Origin of the sequence: Ruminiclostridium cellobioparum subsp. termitidis CT1112, assembly GCF_000350485.1 — a bacterium.
Lineage (GTDB): Bacteria > Bacillota > Clostridia > Acetivibrionales > DSM-1351 > Ruminiclostridium > Ruminiclostridium termitidis.
In genome coordinates this window covers 110643-124510 of the sequence record NZ_AORV01000066.1, presented here as the reverse complement: position 1 = coordinate 124510, position 13868 = coordinate 110643, and the positions used below count along the sequence as shown (strand labels likewise).

Sequence of the window (13868 nt, the reverse complement as noted above, 5' to 3'; positions counted from 1 at the left end):
TGGAGAATTTAAGGATTTTTATACAAAACTTGAAACCAGAATTGCCGGAAATGATGTACCCGACGCTATAAGGATTCAATTCCAGCAGGTGGGAAGATATTCAAGCAATGGTGTTCTAAAAGATATAACCAAAGACCTTCCTGCGGATTTCAGCTCAGACTTTCTTCCTTCCTTATGGAGTGCGGTTAATTACAAAGGTGCGACTTATGCCATTCCACAACATACTGATACTCTGGCGTTGTATTACAATAAGAATTACTTTGAGAAACTTGGCATCACAGCTCCTACCAAGCTTGAAGATGCCTGGACCTGGGACCAGTTCCTTGATATAGCTAAACAGCTGAAAGAAAAAGCTGGAGCCAAATATGGCTTTGCATACAACTGGACAAAAGGGAACAGCTACAGATGGCTGCCTCTGCTGTATCAAAAGGGTGGTCAGCTCCTCTCGGATGATCTGAGCACAAGTAAGATAGACAGCCCTGAAGCACTGGAAGCACTGAAGCTGTCAAAGAGATTCTTTGATGAAGGTCTGGTGCCTGCAGGAACAAGTGTAAAGGGTACTGAAGATATCAACACATTATTTACAAATGGAACGGTTGGCATGATAATCAACGGAAACTGGCTGGCAACCAACTTTGATAAGAACATGACAAACTATACTTATGGGGTAACTTACATGCCAAGGGATAAGGCTGCTGCTTCCGACATGGGCGGAAATGCACTGTCGGTCATGAATAAGGCCAAGAATCCTGAACAGGCACTGCAATTCATAGAGTTTATGACATCACAGGAAAGTATGACATATTTTGTAGAGAATGGTATATTCCTGCCTGCAAGAAACAGTATTACTCCTGAAAAGCTCAAATATGCAATAAACCAACCTGATATAATGAAGGTATTCATGGAGCAGTCCACAACAGTTCCGGCCAATATGGCCCAGTCTGTTACATCCCCGAATATGAGCAAAATTACTGCTTTACTGTCAGATGAACTGGATATGTTATTCACACAGGGGAAAGATCCGGCAGAAGTACAAAAGGCTTTAAAAGATGGCATTGATGCGGCATTAAAGTAATATCTGGCAAACTAATAAATGTATGGCGGACCTGCAAATATATGATTTGCAGGTCTGACTTTAACCTGATAGGGGACGTGAAAAATGCAGCTTTCATCAGTTAAAAAAAATAATACCAGGCTTAACAGAAATAAATTTCTCCCATACTTGTTTATTGCACCAAATATGCTTCTGTTTTTGACTTTTATGATTATCCCTATTATTTTCACCTTTACCATGAGCTTTACCAAATGGACTCTTATAGGTACACCGGAGTTTAACGGAATTTCCAACTATGTTAAATTGCTGAGCGACAAACAGTTTCTTGCGGCAATGCTGAATACGGTTTACTATACCCTGGCCACTGTTCCCACAACTCTGGCGCTTGGCTTGATAGGGGCAATAGCTTTAAACAGAAATATGCCGCTGAGGGGGGCTCTTCGAGGAATATTCTATATCCCTACGGTAGTTTCCCTGGTTGCAACCGGTTTGATATGGCAATGGATATTAAGTACTGATTACGGCGTGCTGAACTATGTTTTAGAGGCGGTAGGAATAGGAGAACAGCAGTGGCTTACCAGTAATGCCCTGTCCATGCCTTCGGTAATATTGGCCACAATCTGGGTAAGATGCGGTTATTGCATGGTAATTTACCTGGGAGGTTTACAGGGAATATCACAGGACTACTATGAGGCAGCTGAAATTGACGGTGCGGGGGACATGAAGAAGTTTAAATATATTACCTGGCCATTGTTGAGATCGACAACAGTATTCCTGACGGTAATGTCCATAATTTATGGATTTATGGGTTTTGACCTGTTCTATACCATGACCGGAGGAGGACCGGGTTTCTCAAGTACGGTAATGGTTCATTATATTTATAAACAGGCATTTCAGGTTGGAGAGATGGGATATGCATCAGCAGGCGGAGTTGTATTATTCCTTATAATATTTATTTTAACTCTGCTGCAAATGAAGGGGGATGACCAGCAATGATAAAAAAGGAAGTTTTAAAAGACCGGATTGCATTTATATTATTATTACTGGCGGCGATGGTAACATTATTCCCGTTATTCTGGATGCTGTCAACTGCGTTGAAACCATCGGAAGACCTTTTTGCAAAAGTCCCGATACTTTTTCCGTCAAATCCTCAATGGAGCAATTTTGCAGAAATATTCAGCATGGCTCCCTTTGCAAGGTATTTTTTAAACAGCGGCATCGTGGCCACAGTTTCGGTGCTTCTAACAGTGTTTATCAACCTGCTGGCAGGATACACATTTGCAAAATACAGGTTCAGAGGCAGAAAGGTACTGTTTTTGATCGTACTTTCCACCTTGATGATACCCATGCAAATCATTATGGTACCGAACTTTATTATTCTTTCAAAGCTGGGTTGGCTCAACAGCTATGCGGGCCTGATCATTCCAAGGGCTGCCGAAGCTTTTGGCCTGTTTCTGTCCAAGCAGTTCATGGATGAGATACCGTATGAATTAATAGAAGCGGCGAGAATCGACGGAGAGTCCGAGTTCAAAATATTTGTAAAAATCATATTGCCCAACTGCAAACCATTGATTGCAATACTGTCCATATTTACATTCATGTGGAGATGGAATGATTTTCTCTGGCCGCTTATTACAACCAGTGACAAGGACATGTACACAGTTCAGCTGGGGTTGGCCAGCTTTGTAGGCCAGTTCTATGTTGAGTGGAATTCTCTCATGGCTATTTCCCTGCTTGCCATTATTCCGGTATTGATAGTATTTTTAATGTTCCAGAAACTGATTGTACAGGGAATAGTTACAACAGGTATCAAGGGGTAGAAAATATAACAGTAAACATTTGGGACTTCAAACTAAATAGGAATGTAAACTAAAAGAAAGAGACAGGAATATAATTATGAAACCAGTTTTAGGAATCCTCTTAGGCGAGGCTGCAGGTATCGGTCCGGAACTTGTAGCCGGGATGTGCGCCCTGAAAAAATTTGATGATTACTGCAGACCTCTTATAATAGGAGATGCCAGGGTATTAAAATGGGGAATGAAAATTGCAGGAGTGGATTTTCCGGTCACAATGATTGAAGATACATCAAAAATAGAATGGGATGGGTCTGTAAATATTTTTGACCTGAAAAATCTCAATATTGAGACTGTAGCTCTTTCCACCATAAATGCGGAATCCGGACGTGCAACAGGAGAGGCTCTGCTTGCTGCGCTGGATTTTTGTAAAAAAGGAATTATAAAGGGATTTGTATATGCACCTTTAAATAAGGCCTCATTGAAAAGGGGCGGTTTTGATTTTGAGTCTGAAATGAATATGATGGCACATTATCTCGGGTGGAAGGATGTATATGGCGAGATGAATGTAATAAATGGATTGTGGACTTCAAGGGCAACCAGCCATATTCCGTTTAAAGAGGTCCCTGGCAATTTGACAATAGTAGCTTTGCTGGACGCTATGAGACTTGCCCACAACACCTTGAAAAAGAACGGTTACCATGATCCGAGAATTGCTGTTGCCGCACTGAATCCTCATGCCGGAGAGTCAGGTTCCTGCGGAACCGAAGAAATTGAGGTGATAACTCCTGCAATAAATGCGGCTAAAGCAGAGGGCATCAACGTTGCGGGACCATTTCCGGCAGATACCATATTTATAAGTGCCTTCAAAGGCATGTATGACGCGGTGACTACGTTATATCACGACCAGGGGCAGATTGCACTGAAGCTGTTGAAATTCCATGAAGGAGTGACGGTTTCCACCGGATTCCCTTATCCCATCACAACACCGGCACATGGAACGGCATTTGACATTGCCGGACAGGGCATTGCAAATATCCAACCCATGGAAAAAGCGGTGATGATAGCTTCAAAAATGGCAGAGTGGGACAATACCTTAACTTGATTATAGATTATAAAGAGAGTGAGGTTCTAAGCAATGTTGCCAAAGCTTATCAGAGTAAAACAGAAATTTGCCGATGAATGTATAGAAGACATTGAAGGTGAAGTAAAAAACGAGCTTGCAAAATCCGGTGCAAAATTTGCAAGTGGCTCCAGTATTGCCCTGGCAGTGGGCAGCAGAGGCATAAAAAATATTCACCGTATTGTGAAGGCAACGGTAGAATATTTGAAAGCTATGGGGGTAAAACCCTTTGTGGTGCCTGCCATGGGAAGCCATGGAGGAGCCAATGCCGACGGACAGAAGAAGGTTCTGGAAGGGTATGGTATCACCGAAGAATACACAGGAGCTCCCATATATTCTTCCATGGAAGTGGTGGAACTTCCGCAGGGAGAGTTGTGCCATAAGGTTTTTATGGACAGCTATGCCTATAATGCAGATGGCATTATTGTAATAAATCGTATTAAGGTTCACACGGATTTTCACGGTAAAACCGAAAGCGGTCTCCTGAAAATGTGTGTGATCGGGCTGGGAAAACATAAGCAGGCTCTGGAAATACACAGCTACGGAGTATATGGTCTGAGGGAGTTGATCCCCAAAGCTGCAAGGCATATCCTTAAAAATAGCAAAATCATGCTGGGGATAGGCATCGTTGAAAATGCCTATGACAATACTGCGGTTATTAAAGCTGTAAAACCTGAATTAATGGAAGAGGAAGAAATGAAGCTGCTGGACACATGCAGAAAAAACATGCCGGGGCTTCCGGTTGACAAGCTGGATATTCTGATTGTAGACGAAATGGGAAAGGATATCAGCGGTGTAGGCATAGATCCCAATATCACAGGCAGAATGAGGATCAGAAATGAAAAGGAGCCTGAAAAGCCGGATATAACCAATATAGTTGTAACCGATCTGACCGGGGCTTCCCACGGGAATGCGCTGGGTATGGGGCTGGCGGATTTTATAACCAGAAGGCTTTATGATAAGATTGACTTTAAGGCGACATATGAGAATGTATTGACAAGCACCTTCCTGGAAAGAGGGAAAATGCCTGTTGTTGCCCAAACGGATGAAGAGGCGGTGGAATATGCTCTCAGGACCTGCGGCAAAACAGATCTTGAAGCTGTAGGAATTATAAGGATAAAAAATACTCTCCATCTGGGTGAAATATATGTTTCACCGGGTATATATGAGGAAATAAAAGACAGTTTAAATATTGAGGTTATCGGGGACTTCGAAGAAATGACAGATTTACAGGGCTCGTTAAAAAAGTTTGAACCGGGAGATACATAAAATGAGATTGCTTGTGATGGCGGATGATTTTACAGGTGCCATGGATACTGGTGTACAGTTCTCAAAAAAAGGGATCAGGACTTTTGTAAGTACCTGCACCCAATTGGATTTTGATCAGGTTGAGCAGGATGTACAGGTATTGGTGATTGACACCGAAAGCCGGCATATTTCTCCCGGGGAGGCTTACGAAATAGTGCACAGGCTTGCGCTGAAGGCCCGGGAGTATGGGATACAACATGTTTATAAAAAGATAGACTCCACCTTCAGGGGAAATGTCGGCCAGGAACTGAAGGCGGTAATGGATGCATGGGAGGGTGCGCCCCTTATGTGTGTACCTGCATATCCCAAAACCGGAAGGACAACCATTGACTCGGTGCAATTTGTGGACGGTATACCGCTCCATCAAACCATTTATTCAAAGGATCTGTTGAATCCAATAACAACCGGTTATATTCCTGAAATACTCATGCGGCAGCCCGGAATCGGTGCGGTTCCTGCAACTGCCAGAGGAAGGCTGATTACCGGCCTGGAAGATAGGAATACCATTTATATATTTGACGGACAGTCCAACGGGGATCTGATAAATACCGGCAAAATTCTGAGCAGCAGGAAAAAGCTGTCGCTTACCGCCGGATGTGCGGGATTTGCAGAATATTTACCCGAATTTATAGACCTTGAAAAATGCGGTGCCGGCCTTGAACAGGTCAAAGCGGAAAATATCCTGGTGGTCAGCGGAAGCATCAACCGGGACTCCATTAAACAGACTTTGTATGGGGAAATGTCAGGCTTTGAAAGTATCGTACTTACATCCGAACAGAAGAATGCCCCCGGGTATATGGAAACAATCCGGGGAAAAGAATTGGCGGCAGGGATTGCCGGGATGATAAAGCGGACCGGCAAGGTAATCGTAAAAACAGTTAACCGCAGAGAAGAAGTTGATGAGGCGGGCGACCCCGTGAAAGTAGCCGGCAGTCTGGGAGCTTTGACCAGACTGGTGCTGGATTGCGGCACAGAGTGCGCCCTGGTTGTATTTGGCGGGGATACGGCAATTCATATAATGGAGGCGGTGGAGTGTTCAGGATTACTGCCGGTAGAAGAAATCGTACCAGGTGTGGCTGTATCACATGCCGTATGCAAATATGGTAAAATCATACTGGTCAGTAAAGCCGGAGGCTTCGGAGAAGAGGATGTTTTACTGAAAATACAGGATTATTTGAAGGGAAAGGTATAGCCATGTTAATAGGGATTACAATGGGAGAGGCCGGAGGAGTGGGTCCGGAACTGGCTTTGAAAGCATTCGGAAGCGGAGATATATGTGAGAATTTTATTCTCATAGGTGATTATGAAATAATTGAATACTGTAACAGCCTGCTGGGGTATAATGTGCCTTTAAAGCGGGTTACAGATGTTGATGAGCTAACCCGGGGATATTTTAATGTTCTGGATATGAAACTGTTGGGAAAAGAACAGCTCAGAATAGGGCAGATATCCAGGGAATCGGGATACGCGGCCAGAAGCTATGTGGAAAAGGCTGTGAGACTGGCCCTGGAAGGGAAAATACAGGCTTTGGTCACCCTGCCCATGAATAAGGAGTCAACCAGATTGAGTGATCCTGATTTTTCAGGACATACCGAGCTTATTGCAGAGCTTTGCGGGCAGAAAAATTACACCATGATGCTCTCAGGCGAGAAGCTGACGGTAACCCATGTAAGTACGCACGTATCGATGCAGGAGGCCGTCGAAAAGGTAAAAAAGGATAGGGTTTACAATGTTATAAAGCTCACATATGAGGCTCTTAAAAGTTATATACAGGAGCCAAGGATTGCAGTAGCCGGCCTTAATGCCCATGCGGGTGAAAACGGGTCCTTTGGAAAAGAGGATATATTGGAGATAAAGCCGGCAGTTGAGAAGGCAAGGGAAGAAGGGATTAACGTGGAGGGGCCTGTCGCTCCCGACACGGTTTTTATAAAGGCCTGCAAAAAACAGTTTGATGCAGTGGTATGCATGTACCATGACCAGGGACATATTCCGATGAAATTATTGGATTTTGAGGGAGGAGTAAATGTGACCCTTGGCCTTAAGGTCATCAGGACTTCGGTTGACCATGGGACTGCTTTTGACATAGCCTATAAAGGTATGGCCTCCACCCGCAGCCTTATTGAAGCTTTTAACCTGGCGGTAAAAATGTGTGGCAGGAAATGATGTAATTGACGTAATTAAAATAAAATACTTATCGGAGGTATACTATGGCAAAGGTTACATTTATAGGGGCAGGAAGTGTTATATTTGCAAAGCAGGTAATGGCTGATATATTATCTTTCAGTGAATTGCAGGACATCACCTTCAGTCTTATGGATATTGATGCGGAAAGGCTGAGAGTTGCAGAACTTATGGCAAAACAGTTTTCCCGGAGAATAGGCGGGAGGGCCAAGATCGAGACAACCATGGACAGGCGTACTGCGTTAAAAGATGCTGATTATGTCATACATGCAATTCAGGTGGGCGGTCATGAAGCCACGCTGTTCGATTTTGACATACCAAGAAAATACGGCCTGAAGCAGACAATAGCAGATACTTTGGGAGTTGGAGGTGTTTTCAGGGGCCTTAGAACAATTCCTCCCTTGCTTGACCTTTTAAGGGACATGGAAGAAATATGCCCGGATGCTTATTTGCTGAACTATTCAAATCCGATGGCTATTTTGTCCCTGGCAGCTTTGAAGAGCTCGGGAATAAAATATGTGGGGCTTTGCCACAGCGTACAGCAAACCTCTGAAAAATTGGCGGAATATATTTCAGTGCCCTATAGTGAGATCAATTATGTGGTAGCAGGAATAAATCACATGGCATGGTTTTTAAAATTGGAGCATAAAGGAAAGGATCTGTATCCCCAACTGTTTGATTGTCTGGATAAGCCTGAAATATATGGCGATAACAAAGTCAGATTTGAGATCATGAGGCATTTTGGTTATTTTGTAACTGAATCCAGCGAGCATATGGCCGAGTATGTACCTTATTTCATAAAAAGAGAGGAATTGATCGGCAAACTGGATATTCCCATTGACGAATATGTCCGCAGAAGTGTAAGAAATATAGGCAGATTTGAAGATACAAAAGCAACACTTGAAAGCGGAAAAGACCTGGAGACAAAATTAAGTCATGAATATGCCGCATACATCATTCACTCGCTTGAAACAGGATATGAGCGTTCCTTTAACGGAAACGTGATTAATAATGGCTTGATAGAGAATCTGCCTGCCGACAGCTGCGTGGAAGTCCCCTGCCTTGTAAACAAAAACGGCTTCCAGCCTGTAGCCGTGGGTAAACTCCCAACTCAGCTGGCAGCACTGAATCAGACAAACATAAGTGTGCAGCAGCTGGCCGTGGAAGGTGCATTAAAGGGTAAGAAGGAATATATATACAATGCCGTTATGATGGATCCTCATACGTCTTCGGTATTAACACTGGACGAGATAAGAAATATGACTGATGAACTGTTTGAGGCACATGCGCATCTGCTGCCGGCTTTTAAATAACAATCAGGAAAGTTAAAAGAAAGCAAGCCCCGGGTTTCAGTCCTGCAGGCTTGCTTTTTTGATATCCATATCCCGTTTTTCGGCTATACGGCCGTCTCTCCTGCGCAGTCAGCCCAGGGCGGCAGCATCCGGTTTAAATCATGTAAGCAGGAGATAGGACACTGCGGATGCGGTTGCCATCAGAGAGAACACAGCGTCCCACACGCAAAAGCCGATTTTACAGATATTCGTCCGTTTCACAGGGGAACCCAACCCCCTTGTCAGCGCCGCCGCCGAAAGCTCATTGCCTATCTTGACAATAGACATCATAAGAGGCACCATACGGTATTCCAGGGCAGCGGAGGGATTCTTCCCGAAAATACCCGCGATGCCCCTCATTCTCATGGCATCGCGGATCGAGCGGTATTCCTCGGCAATGGTAGGTAAAAAACGGAACATGACCGAAAGTGGAATGGTAAGCTTCTGTGTCAAATGTATCCGTTCCATAGCCGCCAGAAATTCGCCGACCCGTGTGGTGCTCAGCATATAATAGCCTAACGTCATGCCGGGTACAAAGCGCAGCATCAGTTCAATAAGCATGCGGATTATAATATCGGCGACACCGGTGGTTTGATTATATAGAAAGATCCTCCCGCATTGGGCGGCAAGATAAAAAATTGCAAAGCATACAGCTCCGTTTCTTCTTCGGCTCGTAAGCAGCAGAAGAAACGGGATAACGGCAAGCAGGGCTTTAATGTAAGCGGATGTGCCCACGGTATTGCTGTTTAGCATAATGACATTGACTGCCAGCAGCAAATAGAGTTTTGTGCGCGGATCGAGCCTTATTTGTGTATGTACCGAGGCGGATTGAAAAAGTTGTGCCTTCATTATACGATGCCCGCCCTTTTAAAGTGCTTTTTAAGGATGCCCCTTCCAAGGAATGCGCCGGCAACCGCACAAAGCACAGTCAGGACAATGATGCCTAAAAGCACCCGACTGTTGATATACGCCAGCAAGGCGTCAGTAAATTCAGCACCCTGGCCAGCCCGAACTCCGGCAAAAAATGCATCCTTCATAACCCACATCGGGAGCATGGAGCCGATTACCCACAGGCTGAATATGCAATAGCTGGATAGGATATGTTTCCAGCTCGCATACTTACCGGCTTTATATATCCAATCGGCAAACAGTCCGCAAACAAAACCTGTGATAATTGCGATCCAGCTCTGTCCCATAAGGAACGTTAGGATTCCCATCAAAATACCCATGATGGTGATCATGCCGAATTTCCTTGTTTTTGTCAAAAACAGCATAAAGGGAATCCCTCCCAGAATGGACAGAATAGCGGGAAATATCACCGCAAAAATCGGAACGAAGCCGGTCATTCCACTGATAAAAAACATTACGAAGTAGATTGCAGAAAAAATACCAACATTAATCAGGTCCTTGACATTGAGTTTATTATTCATATTAAAATCCTCCGCTTCCTTAGTTAGTGGTCGCTAACTATATGGTATAAATGATTTGTTGCCTTTTATACTTTTTGTGCTTTCAGCTTCCAGCCGATTGCCTTCCGGCGCACACCGATAAAATCCGAATAAATGCCGCGCTGCCGTATCAAGTCATTGTGTGTCCCGCGCTGTACGATCTTCCCGGAGTCGACCACCAGGATCTGGTCGGCGTGACGCACGGTTTTCAGCCGGTGGGCGATCATAACGACGGTCTTGTTTTTGGTAAGCTGGGCCACAGCCTCCTGAAGCTTGCTCTCGTTTTCGGGGTCCACATTTGCGGTTGCCTCGTCCAGAATAACAATGGGTGCGTCCTTGAGCATGGCCCGGGCGATGGAAATGCGCTGCTTTTCACCGCCGGACAGGGTGGCTCCACCCTCGCCGATTACGGTGTCGTAACCGTCGGAGAGGGCCGTAATAAATTCATGACAGCATGCTTTTTTCGCTGCCGCAACGACCTCCTCCATATCAGCATTGGGTTTTCCAAAGCGGATGTTGTTCAAGATGGTATCATTGAACAGGTAGACGTGCTGGAACACCATGCTGATGTTTTCCAGCAGGCTGTCCAGTTTATATTCCCTCACGTCTTTTCCGCCCAGTGTAACGGCGCCTTCGTCCACATCCCAGAATCGTGCCATCAGATTGCACAGTGTTGTCTTGCCTCCTCCCGAGGGGCCTACGATAGCCGTCGTGGTACCCTGTGGGATGGTGAAGCTGACATTGTCGATGATCTTCCGATTTTCATAGGAGAAGCTGACGTTTCGGAAGGCGATATCCAGACTTTGGGGCTGTTGAACGTGGCCGTTGATGTCCATGACGGGTGTTTGATGGATTTCCTCCACGCGGTCAATGGAAGCGTCAATCAGACGGATGAAGGAGGACATGAGTCCTGCAGCCTCCAGTTCGGTATAGACGAAGAAACCGCAGACAATCATCAGCAGGCACATGAACAGCTCCATAGTGCCATTGAGATAGAATGTGACGGAAGCGAGCACCATCGTCACGCTGGTCAGACGCAGCACCAGCTGCTGGAGCGCCACATAGGGAATGAAACCGATCTCCATTCTGAAATTGCGTTTTTCGACCTCCCGGATGGCGGTGTCAATGTTTTTATTGGCTGCTTTATCCAGGTGAAATGTCTTGACCACACTCATGCCCTGTATGTATTCCAATACCGCTTCCACAAGTTTGGCCTGTGCCGACTGACGCATGGGGGAAAGAAGGTGGGATTTGCGCTGCAGCAATGCATTAACCGCAAGGAAAAGCAGTACGCCGGCGAAGGAAATCAGCCCCATGCGCCAGTCAAAAATCGTCAAGCCGACCACCATGATGAAGGTTCGGATCAGGCCGTGGATGGTTCGGACCATTGCGGGCGGCGCAATCTTCTCGATTTCCTCCATGGTGGTGGTGGCCGCGGCAGTGATATTGCCCAGGCTGTGACTATTGAAGTAGCCCATGGGCATGTATTTCATACGGTCGCCGATACCGATGCGTTTTTCCTCACACATGGCATAGCTGCCGGTAATCTCGCTTTTATGGGAGATATGGCGGGTAACAATAGTGCCGGATACACTGAACACCATTATGCCCAGTGTCAGCCATACTGTGCCGGTATCCATGGTGTTTTCAACCATAGCCTTCAAAACCACGGCAATTGCCAGCATTTGGAACGCCTCGCACAGGGAATGCAGAACGGCGAAGATGATGCCTTTTTTCCATTTGTTTTTCTGGTCCCCGGCAAAAACGAAGAATTTGCGAAAGATGCGAAACATTTTAATTCCTCCTCATTGATCATCTCTGGCGTCCATGTGGGCCTGCCACATGCTGCGGTACAGATTGCATTTTTTCAGCAGTTCATCGTGCCCGCCTTCGGCCAGGATACGGCCCCGATCCACAACGACAATATTGTCGGAGTCGGTGATGGTGGAAAGCCTATGGGCAATGACTATGAGCGTCTTTCCATCCACAAGCTTTGCCACGGCCTCCTGAATGACGGCTTCGTTTTCCGGATCGGTGTAAGCCGTGGCTTCGTCCAGAATGACGACGGGAGCATTTTTCAGCATAGCCCGTGCAATGGCGATTCGTTGACGCTCGCCGCCCGACAGGTGCCCGCCTGCGCCTCCTGCCACGGTTTCGTAGCCATGTTCCAGCTTCATGATGAATTCATGGCAGCCGGAGGCTTTCGCTGTGGCCTCCACCTCGGCGTCTGTCGCGTCATGCCTTCCCATGCGGATGTTGTTCCGCACCGTTTCATTAAACAGGTAGTTATCCTGCGACACATAGGCGATGCTGTCCATGAGCTGCTCAGCCGGTATATCCCTGACGTCTGTTCCGCCAAGTGTGATGTTGCCGCCATCCACGTCCCACAGGGAGGCAATCAGTTTGGCAATCGTGGATTTCCCTCCGCCGGACGGCCCGACAATAGCGGTCACACTGGCTGCGTTAATTTTCAGGCTTACGCCTTTAAGTATCTGCTCATCCTTGTAGGCGAAAGTGACGTCTTTGAGCTCAAGGTCCGAACCGTTCAGCAGCTTCTTTTCGACAGGTCTTTTCAGATCCGGCGTATCCAGGATTGCCCCGATATCACCCACAATGGTTCCGATTTTTGCGATATCGTCGGTAAACATCATAGCGGCTATGATGGGACCAACAATACCCAGCGATAAAATGGTAATCGTAATAAAATTTGGTGCAGACAGAGAGCCATTCAGATAAAACAGACATCCGGCAGGAAGGACACCGATGAGCACGGCTGGCCAGATACTTTGAGCCACTGCGGAATATACCTGTGTGGCGTGCATCCACTCAAATACGAGCTGAGTGTTTTTCCTGACGGCATCGGTAAACTTGGCATAAGATTTGGCCGATTGATTGAATGCCTTGATGACTTCAATGCCGTTTATGTATTCCACCACAGTGCCGCTCATGTGCTTTCCGGCATTGGCAACAGCCGTATACTTTACTGCGTAATCCTTCATCATGGCCATATAAGCGAGAAAGCCAATGGGAAGGGTAATCAGGGATACCAGTGACATTCGCCAGTCAAGGGTAAATAAATATATAATAATACCCAGTGGCACCAGCAGATTGGAGGTCATTTCGGGCAGTACGTGTGCCAGCGGCGTTTCAATGCTGTCCGTCCGTTCTACGATGGTAGTTTTGAACTTGCCCGAGGGAGTATCCAGCAGATATCCCATCGGGACTCTTGTCAGCTTGGAGGTCAGGCGTAAACGAACTTCCGAAATGACCGCAAAGGTCGCCTTATGTGAAAAGGTGGTGGAAACGTTCATGCAAAGAAGCTTCAGTGTAAACCCGAATGCCGCGATCCCACACCATATAACATAATAGGACAGTTGTGCACCGCCTTCGATCAGCCGGATGAGCATTTGTGACACGGCGAAGTACGGCACCATTCCTGATGCTACGCCCAGCACCGCCAATATGACGGAGGCAATATACCCTCCTTTGTGCGGCCTTGCGAAATCTACCAGCCGCGTGAAAGGGCTTTGCAGCTGTGAATTTTCCATATAAATCCCTTCTTTCGGTTAGCAAGGGCTAACTCTGTAACAAATTTTTTTGAGATAAAAATCTCATGAATCGTGTTTTTAC

At 46.0% G+C, this 13868-nt stretch carries 12 protein-coding genes; 8 read left to right on the top strand and 4 right to left on the bottom strand.

Annotated elements, in window-relative coordinates; genetic code table 11:
* The 8 genes from CTER_RS24825 to melA form a co-directional block, all read left to right on the top strand.
* On the top strand, positions 1–1075 hold a 1075-nt coding region (locus tag CTER_RS24825), incomplete at its 5' end, for an ABC transporter substrate-binding protein (RefSeq protein WP_004630500.1).
* 84 nt (positions 1076–1159) lie between these two features.
* The gene (locus CTER_RS24820; RefSeq protein ID WP_004630313.1) at positions 1160–2050 is read left to right on the top strand and encodes a carbohydrate ABC transporter permease; all 891 of its coding nucleotides are present in this window, start codon (positions 1160–1162) and stop codon (positions 2048–2050) included.
* Positions 2047–2874, top strand: a complete 828-nt coding sequence (locus tag CTER_RS24815) for a carbohydrate ABC transporter permease (protein WP_004630304.1) — start codon at positions 2047–2049, stop codon at positions 2872–2874. The genes CTER_RS24820 and CTER_RS24815 overlap by 4 nt, the downstream gene beginning before the upstream one ends.
* Before the next feature lie 76 nt (positions 2875–2950).
* Positions 2951–3952 carry a PdxA family dehydrogenase gene (locus CTER_RS24810; RefSeq protein WP_004630418.1) on the top strand — a complete coding sequence of 334 codons (1002 nt, stop codon included), beginning with the start codon at positions 2951–2953 and terminating at the stop codon, positions 3950–3952.
* Between the two features lie 33 nt (positions 3953–3985).
* Positions 3986–5239 carry a nickel pincer cofactor-dependent isomerase, group 22 gene (locus CTER_RS24805; RefSeq protein WP_004630438.1) on the top strand — a complete coding sequence of 418 codons (1254 nt, stop codon included), beginning with the start codon at positions 3986–3988 and terminating at the stop codon, positions 5237–5239.
* A 1-nt stretch (position 5240) separates the two neighbouring features.
* On the top strand, positions 5241–6470 hold the full coding sequence (locus CTER_RS24800) for a four-carbon acid sugar kinase family protein (protein WP_004630303.1): 1230 nt from the start codon (positions 5241–5243) through the stop codon (positions 6468–6470).
* A 2-nt stretch (positions 6471–6472) separates the two neighbouring features.
* Positions 6473–7441 (top strand): 4-hydroxythreonine-4-phosphate dehydrogenase PdxA, encoded by a 969-nt coding sequence (gene pdxA / locus CTER_RS24795; RefSeq protein ID WP_004630369.1) that lies wholly within the window; start codon positions 6473–6475, stop codon positions 7439–7441.
* A gap of 44 nt (positions 7442–7485) precedes the next feature.
* Positions 7486–8772, top strand: a complete 1287-nt coding sequence (gene melA, locus CTER_RS24790; RefSeq protein ID WP_004630414.1) for an alpha-glucosidase/alpha-galactosidase — start codon at positions 7486–7488, stop codon at positions 8770–8772.
* A gap of 138 nt (positions 8773–8910) precedes the next feature.
* On the opposite strand, the gene CTER_RS24785 is transcribed toward melA, so the two are convergent.
* From CTER_RS24785 to CTER_RS24770, 4 genes are all read right to left on the bottom strand, one after another.
* Positions 8911–9639 (bottom strand): energy-coupling factor transporter transmembrane component T, encoded by a 729-nt coding sequence (locus CTER_RS24785; protein WP_004630306.1) that lies wholly within the window; start codon positions 9637–9639, stop codon positions 8911–8913.
* A complete protein-coding gene (locus CTER_RS24780) occupies positions 9639–10220 on the bottom strand; it encodes an MptD family putative ECF transporter S component (protein WP_004630352.1) in 582 nt (193 codons plus the stop codon). The genes CTER_RS24785 and CTER_RS24780 overlap by 1 nt, the downstream gene beginning before the upstream one ends.
* Positions 10221–10285: 65 nt before the next feature.
* Complete coding sequence (locus tag CTER_RS24775; protein WP_004630322.1) at positions 10286–12031, bottom strand: ABC transporter ATP-binding protein; 1746 nt, start codon at positions 12029–12031, stop codon at positions 10286–10288.
* A gap of 12 nt (positions 12032–12043) precedes the next feature.
* Positions 12044–13786 carry an ABC transporter ATP-binding protein gene (locus CTER_RS24770; protein ID WP_004630482.1) on the bottom strand — a complete coding sequence of 581 codons (1743 nt, stop codon included), beginning with the start codon at positions 13784–13786 and terminating at the stop codon, positions 12044–12046.
* Positions 13787–13868 lie beyond the last annotated feature (82 nt).

What these genes read in the sequence shown, in the direction of transcription:
- CTER_RS24820 (WP_004630313.1), top strand. Translation starts at nt 1,160, where the DNA reads ATGCAGCTTTCATCAGTTAAAAAAAATAATACCAGGCTTAACAGAAAT.
- CTER_RS24815 (WP_004630304.1), top strand. Translation starts at nt 2,047, where the DNA reads ATGATAAAAAAGGAAGTTTTAAAAGACCGGATTGCATTTATATTATTA.
- CTER_RS24810 (WP_004630418.1), top strand. Translation starts at nt 2,951, where the DNA reads ATGAAACCAGTTTTAGGAATCCTCTTAGGCGAGGCTGCAGGTATCGGT.
- CTER_RS24805 (WP_004630438.1), top strand. Translation starts at nt 3,986, where the DNA reads ATGTTGCCAAAGCTTATCAGAGTAAAACAGAAATTTGCCGATGAATGT.
- CTER_RS24800 (WP_004630303.1), top strand. Translation starts at nt 5,241, where the DNA reads ATGAGATTGCTTGTGATGGCGGATGATTTTACAGGTGCCATGGATACT.
- pdxA (WP_004630369.1), top strand. Translation starts at nt 6,473, where the DNA reads ATGTTAATAGGGATTACAATGGGAGAGGCCGGAGGAGTGGGTCCGGAA.
- melA (WP_004630414.1), top strand. Translation starts at nt 7,486, where the DNA reads ATGGCAAAGGTTACATTTATAGGGGCAGGAAGTGTTATATTTGCAAAG.
- CTER_RS24785 (WP_004630306.1), bottom strand. Translation starts at nt 9,639, where the DNA reads ATGAAGGCACAACTTTTTCAATCCGCCTCGGTACATACACAAATAAGG.
- CTER_RS24780 (WP_004630352.1), bottom strand. Translation starts at nt 10,220, where the DNA reads ATGAATAATAAACTCAATGTCAAGGACCTGATTAATGTTGGTATTTTT.
- CTER_RS24775 (WP_004630322.1), bottom strand. Translation starts at nt 12,031, where the DNA reads ATGTTTCGCATCTTTCGCAAATTCTTCGTTTTTGCCGGGGACCAGAAA.
- CTER_RS24770 (WP_004630482.1), bottom strand. Translation starts at nt 13,786, where the DNA reads ATGGAAAATTCACAGCTGCAAAGCCCTTTCACGCGGCTGGTAGATTTC.